Genomic DNA, 21,332 nt, shown 5'->3' on the forward strand with positions numbered 1-21,332 from the left:
ACCCCCTGGGTTCCATCTGAACACAGGGGGTTGATGGGAAAGAGAAGGAGCTCCATTTCTCTATGAAATGGAGCTCCTTCTCTTTGGGTGTATGGAAATCACAGTGTGATGGAATCAAGGATGCCGTTTAGTTTGGCCAGAAGGACGCCATAATTGGTGATGGGGACCTGCGCTTCCTCTGCACGCGCAATGCGCGAGAGCAAATATTTGCGGTTGAACATACAGCCGCCGCAATGGACAATCAGATCGTAGGGGGTGAGGTCGTCCGGGAAATCCGCGCCGCTCACCACCTGAATGTCCATATCCTTTCCATACTTTTTGCGCAGAAGATTGGGAATCTTCACACGCCCGATATCCTCGCTCAACGGGGCATGGGTACACGCTTCCGCGATGAGCACATGGGATTGGCTGTTCAGCCGTTCCACGGCTTGCGCCCCGCGCACATATGCGTCTAAATCGCCCTTGTAGGCGGCAAATAGCACGGAAAAGGAGGTCAGTTTACTCTCCTTTGGCGCCTTCTCATAGACCGTTTTAAAAGCCTGGGAATCGGTGATGATGAGATCCGGCGGCGCTTTCAGCGCGGCCAGTGCGCCCTCCATCGTGTCTGGCGTCACGTTGATGGAGATACAGCGGTTGTCCAATAGGTCGCGGATGGTCTGCACCTGTGGGAGGATCAGCCGCCCTTTGGGGGCTTCGCTGTCCTGGGGCATCACCAGCATCACCACGTCGCCGTCCTTTACCAGGCGTCCGGTAATGCTCTCCGCACCATATCCCTCCGGCAGCGCGCGCGTCAATTCCGCCAGCAGTGCAGGGATCCCCGTGCGGTCCACGGCGCTCACCGCCAAGGGGGAGAGGGAGAGTTCGGTCCGGATGCGCTCCATCAGCGGAGCGGGGTCCTGTAAATCGCTCTTGTTGACCACGGCGATCACCGGGACGCCGCTGCTTTTGAGCGCTTCCAGCCAGGACTTTTCCAAGGAAAAATCTGTGTCGCTGAATAGCATAATGGCAATATCGGCTTTGGGAAGCGTTTCGCGCGTCTTCTGCATGCGCAGTTCTCCCAGCGCGCCTTCATCGTCAAAACCGGCGGTGTCGATAAATACGCAAGCCCCCAACCCGCGGACCTCCATCGCCTTGTAGACCGGGTCGGTCGTTGTGCCGGCGATGTCCGATACCAACGCCACCTGCTGGTTGGTGAGTGCGTTAATCAACGAGGATTTCCCGCTGTTCCTTCTGCCATAGATGGCGATGTGCAGCCGGTTCGCATTTGGGGTTTGGTTGAGATTGTTCATAAGAATCCTCCTACAGAGATCAAGTCCGTATCGCGGTTGCGCTCCGGCTGTAATCCAGACGCAAACGGGATTAGAAGCGGAAATCGCGAAGGCCCTCGTCGAGCCCATGGAGATTCTTGAGCGCGATTTCGCGCACTTTGTCGTTGGGAATGGTCTGGACTTCCTTCTCGATCATCTCCAGGGCCAGGCGCTTTGTCTCCGGGCTGGCATAGTCCTCTGCATATTCTTTCAAGGTCATCAGGGCGTTGGGAAGGCAGCAGTTCTTAATCTGCCCGGCCTTCACAAGGGTCATAAAGCGGTCACCCGTGCGTCCTTCGCGATAGCAGGCCGTGCAGAAGCTCGGGATATAGCCCAGCTTCAGCAACCAGTTGACAACTTCGTCCAGCGTGCGGTGGTCGCTCACTTCGAACTGGGCGGAATCCTCTTCCATGCGGTCCTCCTCAGCATAGCCGCCGACGCTGGTGCGGGAGCCGCCGCTGATTTGGGATACGCCGTATTTGATGACCATTTCGCGGGTGCGCTGCGATTCGCGCGTGGAGACGATCAGGCCCGTATAGGGGACGGCGATACGCAGGATGGCCACGATCTTCTGGAAGAGCTCGTCGGAGATGGCGTTGCTGAAGTCGTTCACGTCGATGTCATCCGCATTGCGCAGACGGGGGACGCTGATCGTGTGCGGCCCGACGCCATAGACCGCTTCCAGGTGTTCAGCGTGCATCAGAAGGCCGACAAAATCATAGCGGTACAAGTTCAAGCCAAACAGGACGCCGCATCCCACGTCGTCGATGCCGCCCTGCATGGCGCGGTCCATCGCTTCGGTGTGGTAGGCGTAGTTGCTCTTCGGCCCTGTGGGATGCAGCTTTTCGTACTGCTCCTTGTTATAGGTCTCCTGGAACAGGATGTATGTACCGATGCCTGCCTCCTTGAGTTTGCGGTAATTTTCCACCGTGGTCGCTGCAATATTGACGTTTACCCGGCGAATGGCGCCGTTTTTATGTTTGATGGAATAGATCGTCTTGATGCTCTCCAGAATGTATTCGATCGGGTTGTTGACAGGATCTTCGCCGGTTTCCAGCGCCAGGCGCTTGTGGCCCATGTCCTGCAGCGCGATGACCTCGCGGCGGATCTCCTCCTGCGTCAGCTTTTTGCGCGCGATATGGCCGTTTTTCTTATGATAAGGGCAATAGGTGCAGCCGTTTACACAGTAGTTGGAGAGGTACAGCGGTGCGAACATCACGATGCGGTTGCCGTAGAACTCCTGCTTGATCTTGGTAGCCTGCGCAAAAATGCGCTCCAGCGCGTCCTTGTCCTCGCAGGCAAGCAGGACGGCCGCTTCCCGGTGCGTCAATCCCTTGAGTTCGTCGGTCTTGTCGATCAAGCGGTTGATCAATTCCAGGTTGTCTTTGTTTTCGTCCGCATAGCGGAGCGTATCGCGAATTTCTTGATCGTCGATAAATTCGGTTGCAATGGTGGACTTTGGATTATACATATTCCATCTTCCTTTCAATCAGTTGAAATCCATACAGAAAAATTTGAAATTATACAGGCGTCCGCTGCATCGAACGGATTTCCGCTTCGGTTTCACGCCGGCCGGTGCGGATATCCACATCGGAAAAAGACGCCGGATAGATTTGGTAGAGTTTTTTGAGGTTGTTGGGGGTCACTTTGCGCATGATGACGTTGGCGCCGCAGGAGAAGACGTTCTCCTTTTGCGCGCCGTCCAACACGCCGAGGGCGGTCGTAGCGGGAAGATTGGCCTTTGGAAGCAGCAGGCGCGCCAATGCCACAGCGCGCTTGGTCAGTTCCGTACTGCCGTGCGGTGCATCGCGGAGGGGGGTGTCCGGATGGGGGATAAACGGGCCGATCCCCGCCATGTCGCACCCGATGTCCTGCAAGAGGAGTAGATCCCCCGCAATCGTAGACAGCGTCTGCCCAGGAAGCCCGATCATAAAGCCTCCACCGGTCTCATAGCCGAGCTTTTTTAACGTTCGCAGGCACGCCACGCGCGCGTCCAGGGAGCTGTCGGGGTGCAGGGAGGCATAGAGCGCTGGGTCGGATGTTTCGTGTTTAAGCAAATAACGGTCCGCGCCGCAGTCCCGCCAGTACCGGTAGACGTCTTCCGGAAACTCCCCACAGCTCAGTGTGATGGCCATGCCGGTTTTTTTGATCTGTTTGACGATGTCGCCGATCCGATCCGGCGTATACCAGGGATCCTCGCCCGATTGCAGGACGATGGTTTTGTAGCCCGCCCGGGCAGCTTCCTGTGCGGTGGCGATCATATCACGTGGGTCCATACGAAAGCGGGTGAGTTTTTGATCGGTCGCATTCAGCCCGCAGTAGGTACACAGCCGTTTGCAGTGGTTGGAGAACTCCAGCAGTGCGCGGATATGAACCACATCGCCCACCGTTTCCCGGCGGAGCGCATCTGCCTGTGCGTAGATGTCGTGGAAATCCTCCAATGCGAGAAGCGACTCCAATTGTTCACGTGTATAGGTCATTCTGCCTGCCCAGCCTTTGAATAGATGGTTTTGACACTGAGGCCCTTGAGCATTCCCAGTTTGCCGGAAATAGTGCTGATGACATTCATCGGGGCGTCCACAGCAATGCTGATGATAGAGATCCCACGGCAGCGGTAGGGGATCCCCATGCGCCCAATGATATAGTCGCCGTATTCATGCAGGATATGATTGAGCGCTTCGACGCTCTCTATATCCTCCACCACGATGCCGATTAAGGCTACACGCTTTTCCATATCGTTTCCTCCCAGAAATCAAAAAGCTCCGCGCAAAAAAGCGCGGAGCTACCCTGATCCTTCAGTCATAACAACCGCCTTCTTTCTCGGGAAACCTCCCTCGTAAATCAGAACGTATTTGTGTTTTGGTCCATCCTCGCCCGCGGAAAGACTCCTTGGGGTAGGAAGTTTGTTTCATTCTACCAAGATTGCGAAAAAAAGTCAATAGACAGTAGAAAAACAATACAAAATTTGTCTATTTCAAATGAGAGCCGTTTCCCTTCGGCATGATCTCGTCCGTATCCAGCGGGATGGTGACGGGGCCGTCGTTTTCGATGGAGACGAGCATGTCCGCTCCAAATTCACCGGTGGCGGTGCGGATTCCCTGCGCCTGGATCTGCGCGATAAAACGCTCGTAAAGGGGGATGGCCTTTTCCGGGCGCGCTGCGCGGACAAAGGACGGCCGCCTTCCTTTCCGGCAATCGGCACAAAGAGTAAACTGCGAAACAATCAGCATTTCGCCTTGGATATCCAACAGAGAACGGTTCATTTTGCCTGCGTCGTCTTCAAAGATGCGCAGCCCTGCAATTTTATCCGCAAGATAATCGCATTCCCGTTCCGTATCCTCCTCCGATACGCCGAGCAGGACCATCAGTCCCTGCCCAATTTCCCCAACCATTTTTCCGTCGATTGTCACGCTGGAACGCTTGACGCGTTGGACAACTGCTTTCATAAAAGAAGTTCCTCCCTGCTACAAAGTTACTGTTATTGTAGACTGCAACGGAGAATTTGGCAAGTGCGGGCTCTTTCTGGTAAAAATTGCACGGAGTAGATTCGGCAAAAAAAGTAGCTTTTTTGCGTAGCGTTGTAGTATAATAGAAATGTTCGCGAATGGGTCGCTTTATTAAAAAGGAGTCTTAATCTATGTGGAATAGCAGCAATCGAATGCTTTTTCGTGCTTGCATTGCGGATTTGATCGATACGCCCAGTGTGCAGGCCATGCGAAATGTCAGCCAGCATGTGGATATCAACTGTCTGGAGCACTGTGTTTTTGTGGCATATGTGAGTTTCCTGATTTGCCGGCGCATGGGATGGGATTTTCGTGCGGCAGCGCGGGGAGGGCTGTTGCATGACCTGTTTCTCTATGATTGGCACCAAAAGGGAAGCCACCAAGGATTGCATGGGTTTACACATCCGGAGGCGGCGCTGCGCAATGCCAGCCAGATTTGTGTGTTGACCGAGGTCGAACAGGACATCATTGTGAAACATATGTGGCCTTTGACTTTGCGGAAGGTGCCAAAATATCGGGAATCGTTTGTAGTCAGCAGTGCGGATAAGATCTGTGCGTTGGCGGAAATGTTGCAGATCTATCGCTTGATGCGCGTGGCGAAAAAGCTAAATGTCTGTTGCAGCCAAGCGTGAGGAACGCTTGGCTGTTATAGCACAGAGATTGGCCGGTCGAGCGCAGTGGAAGTATATGAATTGGACCATTCGAAATCTCCAAAAATTGGACCTGCAAAAAAAATTCCATTTTTTTTAAAAAAAGACTTGCTTTTTTTGAAATGGTGTCATATAATAGTCAAGGCGATTCGCTCCAAGGGTTTTCAAAGAGAGTGAATTGTGGACAACTTCATAATGCGGAATTGTGTAATGGTAGCACGGCAGACTCTGACTCTGTTTGTGAGGGTTCGAATCCTTCTTCCGCAGCCATCGAGGTGTGGCTCAGTTTGGTAGAGCGCTACGTTCGGGACGTAGAAGCCGGAGGTTCAAATCCTCTCACCTCGACCAGTAAAAAGCCGAGTACAATCTGTACTCGGCTTTTTTGCGTCTTGATTTATAGGCTGTATGGCGCTGCTCGTTTGGTTATTTGTTCAGATAAAAGGCGGTTTGGTAGGCCAAAAATAGAGAGGATACGCTCTCGCAAAGTTTAAATGTAATCGGGATACAAAAGTCCTTATTGGCTGGCGAATCGGAAAGGCATTCATTCACATAATGTTTAGATTTGAAAATGCACATCCGCAAGAATAGACAAGAAAATCGAAGGATTTCGAAAAATCAAAAAGATAATTTAAAAAATCCGCGAATTTTACAGAAAAATACAATCATATATTGACAAATGACGGTTTTACTACTATATTAGATTCGTTGCGTTTGCATCTAATACGGCGCGATGCAAATGTCCGCGCGGCGTCCTGCGAAGGGTGCCTGCTTTTGCGGCGTTTGTATGGGGCCGGAGGGGATGGGGCAGGTTGCCGGCATTCCCGAACCGTCAGCCTCGCTTCATTGCCGCAGTCATGTTTGATTGTGAAAAATCCTTTGCGGAGGGCAATGGGAACGGCACGGCTGCGCTTGCGTTTAGTACCGTGAATCATTTTAATCGTTGTTCCGGCTTTCACGCAACGAATTTTACCGCAAAGGGGATGCACTTTTCCAATGGGAGAGACACCAATCATCGAATTAAAAAACATCGCCGTTTCCTTTGATGGCGAGGCCGTTCTGAAAGATTTCAATCTCCGTATCCGGGGAGGCGAATTTGTCACCCTGCTTGGTCCGTCGGGATGTGGAAAGACCACGACCCTGCGGATTGTCGGCGGCTTCGTTCATCCGGACCAGGGCGATGTTTTTTTCAATGGCCAGAAAATCAACGATGTTCCACCGCACAAGCGCGAGGTCAACACCATTTTCCAAAAGTATGCGCTGTTCCCGCATTTGAATGTTTATGACAATGTGGCGTTTGGAATGCGGGTCCATGGCAAAAGTGAAAAGGAAATCAAATCGACCGTGAAGAACATGCTGAACATGGTCAATTTGAATGGTTTTGCGCACCGCAATGTAAATCGCCTGTCCGGTGGCCAACAGCAGCGCGTCGCCATCGCCCGTGCGTTGGCAAACCATCCGAAGGTTCTTCTTCTGGATGAGCCGCTGGGCGCGCTTGACCTCAAGCTGCGCAAGGATATGCAGGCCGAGCTCAAAAAGATTCAGCAGCAGACGGGAATCACCTTCATTTTTGTCACACACGATCAGGAAGAGGCGCTTTCGATGTCCGATACTGTCGTGGTGATGGATAAAGGAGAGATTCAGCAGATCGGTTCTCCGCAGGATATTTATAACGAGCCAAAGAACGCGTTTGTGGCAGACTTTATCGGGGAAAGCAATATTTTGGACGGCGTGATGGTTGACGACTATCTAGCCGAGTTTGCGGGGCAAAGGTTCCGCTGTGTGGACAAGGGGTTTGCGAAAAACGAACCCGTGGATGTGGTCATCCGCCCGGAGGACATCGATGTGGTGGCGCCGGACGAGAGCCCCCTCTCCGGTGTGGTGACCAGCGTGACGTTCAAGGGCGTGCATTACGAGATCATTGTGGATGTCGCAGGGTTTAAATGGATGATTCAATCGACCGACTTCCAGGAGGAAGGCAGTAAGATCGGTTTGCTTTTACAACCCGACGATATCCATATCATGAAAAAATCGGAATATTCCGGAATGTTCGGAGATTATACGACGTTCAGCGATGAGATGGATGAGGATATCCTTGCATCTCAGAGGGAGGAGGCGGAAGAAGAGGATGAGATCTAAAACCGCTTCCATCCCATATGGAATTTGGATGGCTATTTTTATTGTTGTCCCCATGATTTTGGTGGTGATTTTCGCATTTACCGATAAAAGCGGCCGGTTCACGCTGGAAAATATCGCAGCTGTAGGACAGTATTCCAATGTTTTTTTGCGCTCCATTTGGCTGGGTGCAATCGCCACAGGGATCTGCCTGCTGGTGGGGTATCCGCTGGCCTATATCATCTCACGCACCGGCGCACGTGTGCAAAGCGTACTGGTGATGCTGGTGATGCTGCCCATGTGGATGAACTTTTTGCTGCGCACCTATGCGTGGATGACGCTCTTGGAGGACAACGGCATCATCAATACGGCGCTTGCCACGCTGGGATTGCCAAAGCTGCATATGATCAATACGTCCGGCGCGGTGGTGCTGGGCATGGTCTATAACTATATCCCCTATATGATCCTGCCGTTGTATTCCGCCCTGGCCAAGATGGACCATTCCGTCATCGAGGCGGCGCAGGACCTCGGCGCCAACCAACGCCGTGTGTTCACGAAAGTGATTTTCCCGCTCAGCATGCCAGGCGTCATTTCGGGGATTACAATGGTGTTCGTCCCCGCAGTGAGCACCTTCATCATCTCCAAGATGCTGGGCGGCGGATCAAACCTGTTGATCGGCGACCTGATCGACATGCAATTCCTTGGAAGCGCGTACAATCCCAATTTGGGGTCGGCTATTTCCCTGGTGCTGATGGTGCTCATCCTGATTTGTATGGGTATCATGAATCAGTTCGACGACGGCGAAACGCGCGGGGGAGGGCTGATGATATGAAAGTTGCATCGAAAGTATACACCTTCCTGGTTTTTCTTTTCCTATACGCGCCGATTTTTGTCTTGATTATTTTCTCCTTCAATGATTCGGATACAATGAGCCGTTCGGTATTTTCCGGCTTCTCGCTGCGGTGGTACGCCCGTCTGTTTGAAGACCGCATGATTATGGATGCGCTCAAAAATACGCTGATCATTGCGGTTGTTGCGGCCGCGGTAGCGACCGTACTTGGCACGGTTGCGGCCATTGGGCTCAATGGGATCCGCAACAAATGGGTCCGCCGCATGATGATGAATGTCACCAACCTTCCGATGGTCAATCCGGAAATTGTAACAGGCGTTTCCCTGATGCTCTTGTTCGTCTTTGTGGCCCAAAGCTTGGGAGGGCTTTCCCTCGGGATGTTGTCCCTGATTTTGGCGCACATTACGTTTTGTACGCCCTATGTGGTGCTGTCCGTCCTGCCAAAATTGCGGCAGATGGACCCACACCTCTATGAAGCGGCCCAGGACCTGGGCTGTGACCCGCGGCGGGCGTTTTTCAAGGTGGTCCTTCCGGAGATTATGCCGGGCATTGTGACTGGCATGATTATGGCTTTCACCCTTTCCATCGATGACTTTATCATCAGTTACTTTACAAGCGGCACCACCCAGACGCTGCCGATCTATATCTATTCGATGACCCGGAAGCGGGTAAGCCCGGAGATCAATGCACTTTCCACCTTGCTGTTTGTGGCCGTTTTGTTTTTGCTGGTGATTGTCAACCTGCGCCAGGCAAGGGACAAGCGCGCACAGGAGAGAAAGGAGGGCCTGGAACCGTGAGTTTCAAAAAGCGTTTTCTGGCTCTTTCTGCGGCGGTGCTCCTTTTGCTGGGCATGTCCGTCCCCGCTGGGGCTTCCTCTGAGGAAGAGGAACCGGCTGCACCGAAGCGCGGTGTCACCATCAATGTCTACAACTGGGGGGAATACATTTCCAACGGCGTGGAGGGGACGCTGGATGTGAACGCGGAATTCACCCGCCGCACGGGGATTGACGTGAACTACACCACCTTTGATACGAACGAATCCCTCTATTCCAAGCTGGCCGGCGGCGGGGCCAATTACGATGTGATTATCCCTTCGGACTACATGGTTTCCAAGCTGATCGAAGAGGGGTATTTAGAGAAGCTGGACTTCGATAACATCCCCAACTTCCAGTACATTGACGAGCAATACCGCAATCCCGATTACGACCCGACCAACGAATATTCCGTGCCTTACACTTGGGGTGTCGTGGGAATTTTCTATAATAAGAACTATGTGAAAGAAGAGATCAACAGCTGGAAGATCCTGTGGGATGAACAGTATGCAGGAAAGATTTTGATGTTTGACAACCCGCGGGATTCCTTTGGCATTGCGCAGAAACTGCTGGGATACTCCTTTAACTCCACGGACGAGCGCGAGTGGCAGGAGGCGGCCATGCTGCTGAAAGAGCAGAAGCCGTTGGTGCAGGCATATGTGATGGACCAGATCTTTGATAAGATGGCGAACGGCGATGCGTGGTTGGCGCCGTACTACGCGGGAGATGCGGCCACGCTTGTGGAGGATAACCCAGACATCGGTTTTGCGATTCCCACCGAAGAGGGGACAAACTTCTTCGTGGATGCACTCTGCATCCCAAAAGGGGCTGCTCATAAAAAAGAGGCCGAAGAGTACATCAATTTCCTCTGCGATCCGGAGATTGCCGCCGCAAATGTGGATTACATCGGCTATTCAACCCCGGAATCGGCGGCAAAGGAGTTGCTTCCGAAGGAGACCGTAGAGAACCCGATTTTCTATCCGCCGCAGGAGATTCTGGACAATTCCGAGGTGTTTGTCAACCTTCCGGAGGAAACCAGCTTACTGTTGGATTCCCTCTGGGCAGAGGTAAAGATGGGCGGTCCTGGAGAGACAGCCACGCTAGTGGCAATATTGGCAGGTTTTTTACTGCTCTATATTGGGATTGTCGTCTATAAAAAGATCAAGGCAAAGCGAGAATTGCAATAGATATATCCCCCGGCTTTGGCTGGGGGATTTCCATTTTGGAAAAGGCTTTCCGGCAGGATCCTGATTCCTGCCGGGTTAGAAGTCGTACGTTTGAAAGGATGGTACAACATGGAGCGATTGACCAAGAGAGAACTCCCTGAAAGCCCTTGGCGGGTAGAGCCCGCCGCAGTGGAGCGCACGGAATTCGGCTACAGTGGGACGGCAATCGAACGATTGGCCAAGTTTGAAGACATCTTGGAAGCGGTTTTGGAGGAGCAGGGGCGTTTAGGGCCGAAACTGGAACAAATGCGCATCGATGGAAAGACCCATTCGTATCAGTTTAAGGAAATGATGGGAAAAAAGCTGATGAATGCACATCTGTTGGCGCTTTTCAAAACACATGGGATTATGGACTGAGAAAGAGGATTGCGGTTTCTATAGGAGAATGATACAATAAGAGGGACAAGACGTGTAATGGGGCGTTTTCCGGCCGCCCAAAAGACGCGCGAAATTAGAGAAAGGGGAAGGAAGTATATGCGCACAAAGATTCAAAACAAAACTGCCAGTGCAGAGATCGAGTCCCTGGGTGCCCAGCTGATGAGCCTCAAAAATGCGGAGGGGACGGAATACCTCTGGCAGGGGAACCCTGCATTTTGGAGCAGCCGCGCGCCGGTGCTGTTTCCTACCGTGGGAAACGTACGCGGTGGGACAACGATTATCAATGGAAAGCCCTATGCGCTGAAGCGCCATGGGTTTGCTCGCAATCTGGAGCACTCGGTGTTGGATTCCGGTGCAAATTTCATTACGTATTCCCTCAAAGACTCAGAGGAGACAAGAAAGCTGTATCCGTTTGTCTTTGAACTGCGGGTCACTTACCGGTTGGTCGAAAACGGCCTTACAACGGAATTTGCGGTGTTTAACCGGGGGGATAAGGAGCTGCCGTTCGGGATCGGCGGCCATCCGGGATTCCGTTGCCCGCTGGTTCCGGGGGAGCGCTTTGAGGATTACCGCATCCTGTTCGAAAAAGAGGAGACGGCCGATTGCCCGACCATTGACATCCAGACAGGTTTGATCGACTTCCATAAGCGCCATACGGTTCTGCGCGGGGAGCGGGAGATCTCCCTGCGGCACGATTTGTTTGTCAACGACGCGCTGGTATTTGATGCGCTTGAATCTACAAAGGTGAAGGTGGTCAGCCGTGTTTCGGGCCGGGGAGTAGAGATGGATTTCGCTGGCTATCCGATGTTGGGCATCTGGTCGCCGTTGGGGGAGGCGCCGCTTGTTGCGCTGGAGCCCTGGGCGGGATGCGCGACGGCCAAGGATGAGGACGACGTGTTTACCCATAAACGGTATCTAAACGTATTGGAGCCGGGAGAGAGTAAAGTCTTCACCTTTACGGTCAAGCTTTTATAAAAATTTGAAATTTGGATAGATTATCCCTGCCATTTTACAGAAATTCCTGTAAAATGGCAGGGATTTTTGATGTACCTTCTCTTTCCCACAAAACCAATCCCATCCAAAAACCTCCTGAGAATGCCGTAAACCTGCGCCGCTTTGCCAAATTGTGACGGAATAAAAGAATATTGCTAACATATCTTTCACGCAGCGAGGCAAAGTAAGAGATGCCGGTTCGGATAAGAGCCGGCAGGCGGCGTCGAAGGAGGTGAGACCAATGAGACCGTCAAGGAAACATTATGGGAAATATCTGGTTTTTGCGCTGACCGTGACAACCGGTCTTTTGGTGAGTATGGTCGGCGTTGCGCGTTATTTTACCCCGAACGAATATTATGTGAAACGAGGAAACCAATTGCAGTGGGATTCACAGTGGATTTCCCTGGAAAACCCTTACAATGAAGGCGATTTGCCAGCGGGGACAGCGACTTCGTCGAACGAGACCTATCGTGCGGAGTTGATGCTCTTTCACACGGTTCCGGTTAAAACCGTGGACGTAAAGGTGGTGGAAGATCGGGAAGTAGCGCTTTGCGGCACACCGTTTGGGATCAAGATGTTTACCAATGGTGTGATGGTTGTCGGCGTGGCAGATATCCAAGGGGAAGACGGAACGGCGAATCCCGGGACGGACGCCGGATTGGAAGCGGGCGACATCATCACCGCTCTGAATGGGCAACCGGTTAACCGAAACGAAGAAATCGCACAGGCGATGGAAAAGAGCGCGGGAAAGCCTGTGAAAATTGCTTTTCTGCGCGAGCAGGAATCTATGGAGACGACGCTTCTTCCAGTCCGCTCCAAAGTAGATGGGACCTATAAGGCAGGCCTTTGGGTCCGCGACAGCACGGCGGGAATTGGTACGCTGACCTTTTACGATCCCTCCACGCAGGAGTTTGCAGGCCTTGGCCATGGAATCTGCGATACGGATACCACCGAGCTGATGCCCCTGCGCAACGGGGAGATCGTACCTGTTACCATCAATGGCGTGGTTAAGGGACAAAAGGGCGCCCCAGGAGAGCTGCGCGGATATTTCAATACGGATGTCCCCATGGGGACACTGCACGCCAATCTCGATCAGGGGGTCTACGGGCAATTGAATAGCGGCGCTGTGGAAGAACAAAAGCTGGCCGGGGATACGGTCTGCGTTGCCATGAAGCAGGAAGTTCAGGCCGGGGCCGCGCAGATTTTGACCACTGTGGACGGCGGCGAGCCGCAGTTTTACGATGCTGTGATCGAAAAAATTAGTTATCACGATACGGAAAGCAGCAAAAATATGGTCCTCCGGATTACGGACCCCACCCTTTTGAGCACCACCGGAGGCATTGTGCAGGGGATGAGCGGAAGCCCGATCGTCCAAGATGGCAAATTGGTGGGCGCCGTTACCCATGTATTTGTCAATGATCCGACACGCGGATATGGGATTTTTGCAGAGAACATGCTCGGCACCTGTCAGAGCGTGTTGGGAGAGGTAGAAACAACGGTTGCGTAAACGAATGTTTCCAGAGTATATTTCCCCCTAATAAGAAAAATATTTTTACAAGCTATTGCCAATTTTACCAATATATGGTATTATATCAGCACAATCAATCTATTAGGGGGATTTCGTATGGAAAAGCGGTTAAAGGTATTGGTTTCAAATGACAGTGTAGAATTTCAGCAAGAATGCGGCCAAGTTCTGGAGGATTCCGGGATGGAATTGATTTATACGCAAAAAGATGGCGTAAAATTGCTGGAGAAAATCGAAGCAATCCACCCCGATGTGGTCCTTGCCGATCTCTTCATGCCCCGTCTGGACGGCATCGGTGTGATGCATGCGGCGGACAAATTGGGACATCAAAAGCCATTATTTGTAATAATTTCCAATTTTACCAGCCCAACTTTAGAGCGTGAAGTGATGACCTCCGGCGCTGCGTATTTTGCGGTTTCTCCGTTTAATGCATCGGAACTTGCAGAACGCATCGTTCAGATTGTTGGTTTGACGGAAGGTGCCCTTCAACCGGAATCGGAGCCATCTTTGGAAATCCAAGTCACGGAAATTCTGCACCAGATCGGCGTTCCCGCCCACATCAAAGGATACCATTACCTGCGTGACTCCATTATCATGGCAATTGAAACACCGGAAATTATCAATGCGGTGACGAAGCAGCTCTATCCAAGTGTTGCAAAGAAATACGACACGACCAGCTCCCGCGTAGAACGCGCCATTCGCCATGCGATCGAGGTTGCATGGGACCGCGGCGACGTCGATATTCTCAACAGCTATTTCGGCTATACCATCCACAACACGCGCGGGAAGCCAACCAATTCGGAATTTATCGCAATGATCAGCGACCGTCTACGCCTGCATATGAAATCTGCCAGCTAAGTTGCGAATACTCGCTTTTTGGGGATAAGTTGTATTCAAAAAGGCCCTCTCTTCTGTGGAAATCGTCCACGAAGGGAGGGCCAAACTTTTTAAATTGGACAGTTTTATAGTTCTTTGATGGCTTCCATCTTTTGATAAAGCTCTGGAAAATGTTTTTTCATACTCATGGGGCGGAATGTTTTGGCGTTGACCCAAGCGTGGAGGGTGGAGCCGGTATTGATCGGCTTGTCCTCGCCCTGCTTGAAGACGCGGTAGGCAAAACGGATTCTGGATGGGGTCAATTCGGCGATGGATGTTTCGACCGTCAAGACGTCCTCATAGCGGGCGACTCCGATGTACCGGCAGCTGAGTTCCACAAGCGGCGTCATTACCCCCATGCGCTCCAATTCCGAATACGTGATGCCCGTCTCTTTAATGAGGTCCGTCCGGCCGATTTCATACCAAACCGGATAATTCGAATGGTGTACAATGCCCATCTGGTCCGTTTCCGCATAACGGACGACCACTTGGCTTTTGCTAATCATAGAATCCCTTCTTTTATCAATAATTTCAAGATTACGATCCGATTTTATCATATTTCCCCGTATGGAATCCAGTATAAAATCTATCATAAAAGTGATATTTCCTGTTGGATATTTTGTAAAGGGAGGTCCAAAAAGTAAATAGGAATCCGGCAAAAGATAATCGCATAATAAGAATATAGATTTATAAATATAATGAAATAATTATAATTATTGACTGTTTTACTATAATATGTTAATGTTTAACTGTATGAAAAGCTGGTAAAATATTTTTTACGAGGTCTCAAAAGAAAGGAGGTACTTGGGATCTCAACTTTGCGAATTTTTAAGAAGAAAGGGGAAATTGTATGAAAAGGTGGAAAAAATTTATCAGCTCCATACTCGCAATTGCCATAGCCACCAGTACCCTTCCAGCTTCTTTCGTATCCTTTGCACAGGATAATTCCTTTAAGATTGAAGCGGAGACGGGCTATATGGTGGACCGCGACGGCGAGAAGCTCGATCAGGCACCTGCAACGGATGATCAACATGCCAGCGGAGGGGCGTACTATGGTCATTTTGATGACGGTGCTGGCAGAGGGCTTATCCTGGAAAATGTATCCGAGACGGATGCAACATCGCTTTCCATCAAGTATGCTTCTTATAACCAAGGGACCTTCGATATTTATATCAATGCGTCCAAGGAGGCGTACCAACTAGCATTTATCGCTACGGGTGACTGGTATATGGACACCGGGAGAGAGGTTTCTGCGAACATAGAAATTCCGGCCGGTGCAACCATTAAGATTGTCCCCAGCCGGCCCGCCAATATTGATTACATAACGTTGGGGAGCCGGGCGGCGGACTCCGAGTTGATCGAAGCGGAAACAGGGTATATGGTCGACCGCAACGGCAATCAAATTGATCAAGCGCCTGCTACAGACGACCAATATGCCAGCGGCGGCGCCTATTACGGCCATTTTGATGAAGGCGAAGAGAAAGGGCTCGTGCTGGAAAATGTGACCAGCACCGCCAAAACGTCGCTTTCCATCAAATATGCTTCTTTCAATAACCAGGGAACCTTTGCCATTTATATCAACGATGAGGAAAGCGCTTACCAGCTTTCTTTCAGCGCTACGGGCGGTTGGTATATGAACACTGGAAGGGAAGCATCCGGCTGCATTGAAATCCCTGCTGGTGCAACCATTCGAATTGTCCCCAGCCGTCCTGCCAACATCGACTATATTGTCTTGGGAACCGAGACCGATCTTCCTGCCATTCCCAATGAGGATGACTTTGTCTTGATTGAGGCGGAGACGGGCTACATGGTGGATCGCGGTGGCAATCGAATCGACCAGGCCCCCGCGACCGATGACGAATATGCCAGCGGTGGCGCGTATTACGACCACTTTGACAGCGGCGAGCGCAAAGGTTTGATTTTGGAAAACAATACCGGTGAAGATAAGACTTCCATTGCGATTCGGTATGCTTCCAAAGGGTATACTGGAACCTTCGACCTCTATATCAATGATTCCAAAACCGCGCGCCAGCTCGCATTTACGTCGACCAGCGACTGGTATATGAATACGAGCAATATCGTTTCCGGCCGCATCGACATCCCGGATGGCGCAACAATTAAAATTGTCCCGAGCAATCCGGCGAACATCGACTATATCGTTCTCGGAAATGACGAGACGCTCCCGGTGATCCCAGAGGAAACGGTTTCCCGTGAGCAGGAGCTTGCCCGTCAGATGGAAACGGAAAGCATCGTCCTTGCCCAAAACGACGGCGTCCTGCCGCTCTCCGAGGACACCAAAATCGCGGTATTCGGAAGCGGACAGCTGGCGCCAGCCACCGGCGGTTCCGGTTCAGGAGCGGCCAACGGGGAATACACCTCCAACTTTATTGATGGGCTGTATGAACTGGGGATCGAACCGTATCAGGAGCTTTTGGAGTATTACGAAGAGCGCGTCCATTCCAACCGGGATATCGACCATGGCTGGGATACCAGCACAGAATATCCGGACGAATGGGGTACCCCTGTGTATTCCGGGACAAGCTGGTCGCACGCTGCAGGGGTCAATACGCCCGACGTCAAGTTGGATAACGGGGAAATCACCGACGACGGAATCGTCGCAAGGGCTGCGCAAGAGAGCGATGTCGCCATCGTCTACATCACCCGCACCACCGGCGCAGAAGAGATGGACCGCATCGAGCAACCGGGCGACTGGAACTTGAACGCATCCGAGCGGGTGCTTCTGGAACAGGTTTCGGACAAATTCGATCGGATTGTCGCCATTCTCAGCATCAATGGGCCGATCGAAATGTCGTGGGTGAAGGAATACGGCGTGGATGCCGTCATGATCTCCTATGCAAGCGGTTCCCAGAATGGGTACGCCATGGCGGACCTCGTTTTTGGCAAAGAGAACCCGAGCGCCAAGCTTGCGGATACCATTGTCGAGACTTATGACGAACATCCTACAGCGGATACCTTTGGCTACATTACATATTCGGAGATGGGTCTGGATGGCGAAGCCAACCATACTGCGTTTGGCGATGAGGACCCGATCAGCCCCTATCTGGAAAATATTTATGTCGGCTACCGTTACTTCGATACCTTTGGCAAAGAGGTGCTCTATCCCTTCGGAAGCGGGCTTTCCTATTCGGATTTTGCCTTTGAGGATATGGACGTCGGCTTGAACGCTGCGGACAAGAGCATCACCGTCAGCGCAACCATTGAAAACGTTACGGAGGATCCGTCCATTGTCCCCGGCAAAGAGGTAATGGAGGTCTACGTGTCCATTCCAGACGGGAAACTGGAACAGCCCTATCAGAAGCTGGTCGATTACGAAAAGAGCGAAGAGCTTGCGGCCGGCGAATCCCAGCGGATCTCCATCGATGTCCCGCTGAAAGACCTTGCCTCTTATGATGAGGAACGTGCTGCCTATATCCTCGAGCCCGGCACCTACTATTTGCGCGTCGGTTCCTCTTCGCGGGATACCCATATCGCAGGCGCGTTTACAATCGAGGATACCATCGTTGTCGAACAGTTGACCAATCAATTGGTCATGTCCGACGATGCAAAGGCGTTGTTTGAAGAAAAAGCATTGACAAAAGAGGGGGCGACCCCCATCACGTATGACGGCGAAGCGGAAGAGATGCAGAAGGCAGAGGCAGAAGCGTTTACCGTCACCGCAGACGATGTGGAGGTAAGCCTGGAAGCCCCCACAGTCACGGAACCAAGCTTCCGTGAGCTTCCGGAGGATGAACCGGTCCATAAATTCTCCGAAGTGCAGTCCGGGGATATTTCTCTGGAGGACTTTGTCGCGCAGATGACCGAGGATGAGCTCATCACCTTCCTGTCCGGCGGCAACTACCGCAAAGACGATGGTGTGGGCTATTCGGACGACAGCGGCATCCCGGAGAATTTTGCTTCCAAGGCTTCCGGCGTTGGCGGCGCAGGACAGACCCGCAACATCGAGCGCTTTTCCATCCCGTCCATCACCTTTGCCGATGGTTCGGCTGGAATTGGTTATAGTGCGATCCCAGGCGTCCGCGATAAAAACATCGGCTGGCCGCGCGCAGCGGCGATGGCCTGCATCTGGAACAAGGAACTTCTGCGGGAGTTCGCGGTCGAGATGGGCAAGGCGATGCTGGACATCAATGTCGATGTATGGCTGGCGCCGAGCATCAACTTGCACCGCAATCCTCTGGGAGGACGCGGCAACGAATACTATTCGGAGGACCCGATCCTTTCCGGCCTCGTTGCATCGGTCGTTGCGGAAGGTGTGGCAGAAAGCGGTGTGACAGTCTGCTTAAAGCATTTTGCTGGAAACGACCAGGAGTATTACCGCCGCGGCGTCATCAACGATACCACGGAACAGAATGGCACCAGCCGGGATGCCATCAACGTGATTGCCACCGAACGGACCTTGCGTGAGATCTATTTGAAACCGTTTGAGATGGCTGTAAAGACCGGCAAGGTCATGAATGTCATGTCCGCCTTTAATAAGATCAATGGACAATACTGCGCGTCCAATGAAGGCCTTCTCACCGATATTCTGCGCGGGGAATGGGGCTTCCAGGGCTTTGTAGTGACCGACTGGGGCGACTATGACGTCCTTGCGCATGAAGGGCATGCTTTGGCGGCCGGCAATGACTTGAACATGCCGGGCGGCCACAGCCGGTACTGGATTACAAATAAATACCGCGAGAGCTTGGCGGATGGCAGCCTGACGCTGGATCAGATGCGGCGCAGCGCCTATCGCCTGTTGAACACCATTCAATCGAGTGCACTTTCCTCCATGCCGGAAAAGCACAATTTTGCAAGCAATCTGTCGATTCAATCCACAACCTTGCCCGATGCAAAGATCGGGTTTGAATATTCGGAGAGCAAGGTCAACCCGTTGATTGCCGCTGGAGGGAAAGGCTCGCGCTATTCCTTCCAGGTTGCTGCGGATTCCCCGGCGCAATTGCCAGAGGGCATCACGCTGCGGCCGAACGGAGCGTTAACCGGCATTCCCGCCGCTGGGACGGAGGGAAGCTACGACATTAAATTCCAGGTCACGGATAATACCGGCGCCTCGGCAACCAAACAGCTTACCCTGACGGTGAACGGCGAGCTTTCTATTGCTCCGGAAGAACTGCCGGTTGTTGTGCTGAACGAAGCTTACGAACAGAAGCTCACCGCAAGCGATGCGCAGGGAAATCCCGTGGATGCGATTTTTACCACCACGGATGCTCTTCCCACTGGATTGACCCTTTCCGAGGATGGCACGATCCGCGGAACCTGCACCGATATTGGCGACGGGGGATTTGATATCACCATTTCGGTCGTTTCCAAGGACGGCAGCAAAACCGGAACGGTGTCCTATAAGTTGGACGCCATTTCGAGCACAGCGCAGATTGGCACGGAGTCCCTCGAAGATGCCGTTCCCGGCGAATTCTATAGCTTTGCGCTGTCGGCGGACGGGGGCGTCCAGCCCTATACCTGGGAAGTGAGCGCTCTGCCGGAGGGCTTCGTCCTGCACGACGGCGCCATCAAGAGCGGAAGATTGTCCGGAAAGGACTTCTTGGAGCAGACGGTTCCGGAATCTGCCGAAGGTGTTTATGAAATCGAGGTCAAATTGACCGATTCCATCGGCTACGAGGATACCAAGACTTTCCTGTTGAAGGTTGGAAACCCGGACGAAGAGGCCTTTGCGATCACGACCGGCTCCCTGGAAACTGGACGGGTTGGCGCCAGCTATGAAACGGTGTTGACTTCGATCAATGGGGAAGGGGATGTTCGCTATACCTTGGCGGAAGACAGTGATTCTTTGCCAGATGGAATGACTCTTTCAGAGGATGGAATCCTTTCCGGCACACCGTCCCTGTTGTCTTCCAATCTGTATCGCATCGTCATCCGCGCAACCGATGGGAGCGGCAGCACCTGCGATCGCACCTATTCGCTGTATATTGCGGGCCAGCTTACCGCCGATCCTGCCGCCTTCCAAGTGCTGAATGCATCGGAAGGAAAAGCGTTCAAGCAGAGCTTTTCCGCGACCGGTGGGTATAACAATGAGTACAAATTCGAACTGGCGGAAGGAAGCAGCGCACTGCCGGCCGGCCTGTCGATGACTTCCGACAGCTCCGGTATGACCATTTCCGGAACGCCAGAACCGGGAACCGCCGGTACGTATGAGCTCCTCATTTTGATGGATGCTGCGGAATTTGGAGGAAACCCGGTCACCAGCGTGATCCCCTACACGCTAGTTGTGGAGCCGGAGGAGATCAATCTGGCACTCGAAAAAGACGTCTATGCCAGCTCCTACATCGATATGCCGCCGGAATGGGCGGTCGACGGCAATATGGGCACCCGCTGGTCCTGCTACTGGCAGGATGGGGACGTTGACACGCCGTGGCTGACTGTGGACTTGGGCGCAGATTATGCTATCTACCGGGCTGTCATCTACTGGGAGACCGCACAGGCGAGCGAATACGTGATCCAGGTCTCGGACGACAATGAGACGTTCACCCCGGTGGACGTGGTCGGGCGTTCTCTCAATGGCAACACCCATACGTGGGAAATCGAGGCTACCGGACGCTATATCCGGATGCAGAGCATCAAAGCGGCTACGAAATGGGGATCGTCCATCTTTGAATTTGAGGTGTACGGCACTCCGGCGGAAGAAACGGATTATAGCATTGCTTCAAAAACCTATGCGATAGATGCAGAAAACGCCATTGTTTCTGGCATCCCGGCGAAGACGACCGCAGAGGATGTCCTGTCCGAATTGACTTGCCAGGCACAAGATGCAACGATTCAAATAGTTGATGCGTCTGGAGAAGCCCTAGATGGCGGTGGCATGGTTGCTTCTCAGATGAAGGTACAGGTTGTCGCTCACAATGAAGTCAGAAAGGAATATGTGGTTTCCGTGCTAGGCGATTTGGATGGATCTGGCGGCCCAAGTGAGGCGGCTATCGAACAAATCCAATCTTACATCCTCGGGGATGCTTCTTTGAATCTTCTCCAAGCATTGAGCGCGGATGTCAAGCCGGATGGAAAGATCAATGTGCAGGATCTTGTTTTGATAAAAAAATCGATCTTGCTCGGCCAATGACTCTTGCAAATCCTAG

16 protein-coding genes and 2 tRNA genes are annotated in these 21,332 nt (G+C 52.4%); 12 read left to right on the forward strand and 6 right to left on the reverse strand.

Annotation, left to right across the window (positions count from 1 at the left end; translation table 11 throughout):
• Window positions 1-98: 98 nt before the first annotated feature.
• The 5 genes from hydF to dtd all read right to left on the reverse strand — a co-directional run bounded on the left by hydF (window position 99) and on the right by dtd (window position 4,753).
• A complete protein-coding gene (hydF, locus tag I2E77_RS07410; protein WP_195450940.1) occupies window positions 99-1,289 on the reverse strand; it encodes a [FeFe] hydrogenase H-cluster maturation GTPase HydF in 1,191 nt (396 codons plus the stop codon).
• A 70-nt stretch (window positions 1,290-1,359) separates the two neighbouring features.
• Complete coding sequence (gene hydG, locus I2E77_RS07415; RefSeq protein WP_191395521.1) at window positions 1,360-2,778, reverse strand: [FeFe] hydrogenase H-cluster radical SAM maturase HydG; 1,419 nt, start codon at window positions 2,776-2,778, stop codon at window positions 1,360-1,362.
• 49 nt (window positions 2,779-2,827) lie between these two features.
• Window positions 2,828-3,787 (reverse strand): [FeFe] hydrogenase H-cluster radical SAM maturase HydE, encoded by a 960-nt coding sequence (gene hydE / locus I2E77_RS07420; protein ID WP_191405280.1) that lies wholly within the window; start codon window positions 3,785-3,787, stop codon window positions 2,828-2,830.
• Window positions 3,784-4,041, reverse strand: a complete 258-nt coding sequence (locus I2E77_RS07425; RefSeq protein ID WP_087228861.1) for a TM1266 family iron-only hydrogenase system putative regulator — start codon at window positions 4,039-4,041, stop codon at window positions 3,784-3,786. The genes hydE and I2E77_RS07425 overlap by 4 nt, the downstream gene beginning before the upstream one ends.
• Before the next feature lie 235 nt (window positions 4,042-4,276).
• Complete coding sequence (dtd, locus tag I2E77_RS07430; RefSeq protein WP_195450941.1) at window positions 4,277-4,753, reverse strand: D-aminoacyl-tRNA deacylase; 477 nt, start codon at window positions 4,751-4,753, stop codon at window positions 4,277-4,279.
• A 191-nt stretch (window positions 4,754-4,944) separates the two neighbouring features.
• Between dtd and I2E77_RS07435 the strand changes: the two genes are divergently transcribed.
• From I2E77_RS07435 to spo0A, 11 genes are all read left to right on the forward strand, one after another.
• On the forward strand, window positions 4,945-5,442 hold the full coding sequence (locus I2E77_RS07435) for an HD family phosphohydrolase (RefSeq protein ID WP_195450942.1): 498 nt from the start codon (window positions 4,945-4,947) through the stop codon (window positions 5,440-5,442).
• Window positions 5,443-5,656: 214 nt separating this feature from the next.
• Window positions 5,657-5,730, forward strand: a tRNA-Gln gene (locus I2E77_RS07440).
• 1 nt (window position 5,731) lies between these two features.
• Window positions 5,732-5,808, forward strand: a tRNA-Pro gene (locus I2E77_RS07445).
• A 645-nt stretch (window positions 5,809-6,453) separates the two neighbouring features.
• Entirely contained in the window at window positions 6,454-7,596 is a 1,143-nt protein-coding gene (gene potA / locus I2E77_RS07450; RefSeq protein WP_087228852.1) for a spermidine/putrescine ABC transporter ATP-binding protein, read from the forward strand.
• The gene (locus I2E77_RS07455) at window positions 7,586-8,404 is read left to right on the forward strand and encodes an ABC transporter permease (RefSeq protein ID WP_191362353.1); all 819 of its coding nucleotides are present in this window, start codon (window positions 7,586-7,588) and stop codon (window positions 8,402-8,404) included. Before potA ends, I2E77_RS07455 begins: the two co-directional genes overlap by 11 nt.
• A complete protein-coding gene (locus I2E77_RS07460) occupies window positions 8,401-9,219 on the forward strand; it encodes an ABC transporter permease (protein ID WP_191405279.1) in 819 nt (272 codons plus the stop codon). The genes I2E77_RS07455 and I2E77_RS07460 overlap by 4 nt, the downstream gene beginning before the upstream one ends.
• Window positions 9,216-10,421, forward strand: a complete 1,206-nt coding sequence (locus I2E77_RS07465) for an ABC transporter substrate-binding protein (protein WP_330608915.1) — start codon at window positions 9,216-9,218, stop codon at window positions 10,419-10,421. The genes I2E77_RS07460 and I2E77_RS07465 overlap by 4 nt, the downstream gene beginning before the upstream one ends.
• Window positions 10,422-10,529: 108 nt before the next feature.
• A complete protein-coding gene (locus tag I2E77_RS07470; protein ID WP_087228846.1) occupies window positions 10,530-10,817 on the forward strand; it encodes a hypothetical protein in 288 nt (95 codons plus the stop codon).
• A gap of 117 nt (window positions 10,818-10,934) precedes the next feature.
• The gene (locus I2E77_RS07475) at window positions 10,935-11,813 is read left to right on the forward strand and encodes an aldose 1-epimerase family protein (protein ID WP_195450943.1); all 879 of its coding nucleotides are present in this window, start codon (window positions 10,935-10,937) and stop codon (window positions 11,811-11,813) included.
• A gap of 259 nt (window positions 11,814-12,072) precedes the next feature.
• On the forward strand, window positions 12,073-13,338 hold the full coding sequence (gene spoIVB, locus I2E77_RS07480; protein WP_195450944.1) for a SpoIVB peptidase: 1,266 nt from the start codon (window positions 12,073-12,075) through the stop codon (window positions 13,336-13,338).
• 117 nt (window positions 13,339-13,455) lie between these two features.
• Window positions 13,456-14,214 carry a sporulation transcription factor Spo0A gene (gene spo0A / locus I2E77_RS07485; RefSeq protein ID WP_087228838.1) on the forward strand — a complete coding sequence of 253 codons (759 nt, stop codon included), beginning with the start codon at window positions 13,456-13,458 and terminating at the stop codon, window positions 14,212-14,214.
• 104 nt (window positions 14,215-14,318) lie between these two features.
• On the opposite strand, the gene I2E77_RS07490 is transcribed toward spo0A, so the two are convergent.
• Complete coding sequence (locus tag I2E77_RS07490; protein ID WP_191405276.1) at window positions 14,319-14,738, reverse strand: acyl-CoA thioesterase; 420 nt, start codon at window positions 14,736-14,738, stop codon at window positions 14,319-14,321.
• A gap of 344 nt (window positions 14,739-15,082) precedes the next feature.
• Between I2E77_RS07490 and I2E77_RS07495 the strand changes: the two genes are divergently transcribed.
• Window positions 15,083-21,316, forward strand: coding sequence for a putative Ig domain-containing protein (locus I2E77_RS07495; RefSeq protein WP_195450945.1), 6,234 nt, complete (start codon window positions 15,083-15,085; stop codon window positions 21,314-21,316).
• The last annotated feature ends 16 nt before the right edge of the window (window positions 21,317-21,332 follow it).

It is taken from the genome of Anaeromassilibacillus sp. 1001302B_160321_C8, assembly GCF_015554745.1.
GTDB classification, from domain to species: domain Bacteria; phylum Bacillota; class Clostridia; order Oscillospirales; family Acutalibacteraceae; genus Anaeromassilibacillus; species Anaeromassilibacillus stercoravium.

What these genes read in the sequence shown, in the direction of transcription:
- I2E77_RS07490 (WP_191405276.1), bottom strand. Translation starts at nt 14,738, where the DNA reads ATGATTAGCAAAAGCCAAGTGGTCGTCCGTTATGCGGAAACGGACCAG.
- spo0A (WP_087228838.1), top strand. Translation starts at nt 13,456, where the DNA reads ATGGAAAAGCGGTTAAAGGTATTGGTTTCAAATGACAGTGTAGAATTT.
- I2E77_RS07455 (WP_191362353.1), top strand. Translation starts at nt 7,586, where the DNA reads ATGAGATCTAAAACCGCTTCCATCCCATATGGAATTTGGATGGCTATT.
- I2E77_RS07460 (WP_191405279.1), top strand. Translation starts at nt 8,401, where the DNA reads ATGAAAGTTGCATCGAAAGTATACACCTTCCTGGTTTTTCTTTTCCTA.
- hydE (WP_191405280.1), bottom strand. Translation starts at nt 3,787, where the DNA reads ATGACCTATACACGTGAACAATTGGAGTCGCTTCTCGCATTGGAGGAT.
- hydG (WP_191395521.1), bottom strand. Translation starts at nt 2,778, where the DNA reads ATGTATAATCCAAAGTCCACCATTGCAACCGAATTTATCGACGATCAA.
- I2E77_RS07495 (WP_195450945.1), top strand. Translation starts at nt 15,083, where the DNA reads ATGAAAAGGTGGAAAAAATTTATCAGCTCCATACTCGCAATTGCCATA.
- dtd (WP_195450941.1), bottom strand. Translation starts at nt 4,753, where the DNA reads ATGAAAGCAGTTGTCCAACGCGTCAAGCGTTCCAGCGTGACAATCGAC.
- I2E77_RS07475 (WP_195450943.1), top strand. Translation starts at nt 10,935, where the DNA reads ATGCGCACAAAGATTCAAAACAAAACTGCCAGTGCAGAGATCGAGTCC.
- spoIVB (WP_195450944.1), top strand. Translation starts at nt 12,073, where the DNA reads ATGAGACCGTCAAGGAAACATTATGGGAAATATCTGGTTTTTGCGCTG.
- I2E77_RS07470 (WP_087228846.1), top strand. Translation starts at nt 10,530, where the DNA reads ATGGAGCGATTGACCAAGAGAGAACTCCCTGAAAGCCCTTGGCGGGTA.
- I2E77_RS07435 (WP_195450942.1), top strand. Translation starts at nt 4,945, where the DNA reads ATGTGGAATAGCAGCAATCGAATGCTTTTTCGTGCTTGCATTGCGGAT.
- hydF (WP_195450940.1), bottom strand. Translation starts at nt 1,289, where the DNA reads ATGAACAATCTCAACCAAACCCCAAATGCGAACCGGCTGCACATCGCC.
- I2E77_RS07425 (WP_087228861.1), bottom strand. Translation starts at nt 4,041, where the DNA reads ATGGAAAAGCGTGTAGCCTTAATCGGCATCGTGGTGGAGGATATAGAG.
- potA (WP_087228852.1), top strand. Translation starts at nt 6,454, where the DNA reads ATGGGAGAGACACCAATCATCGAATTAAAAAACATCGCCGTTTCCTTT.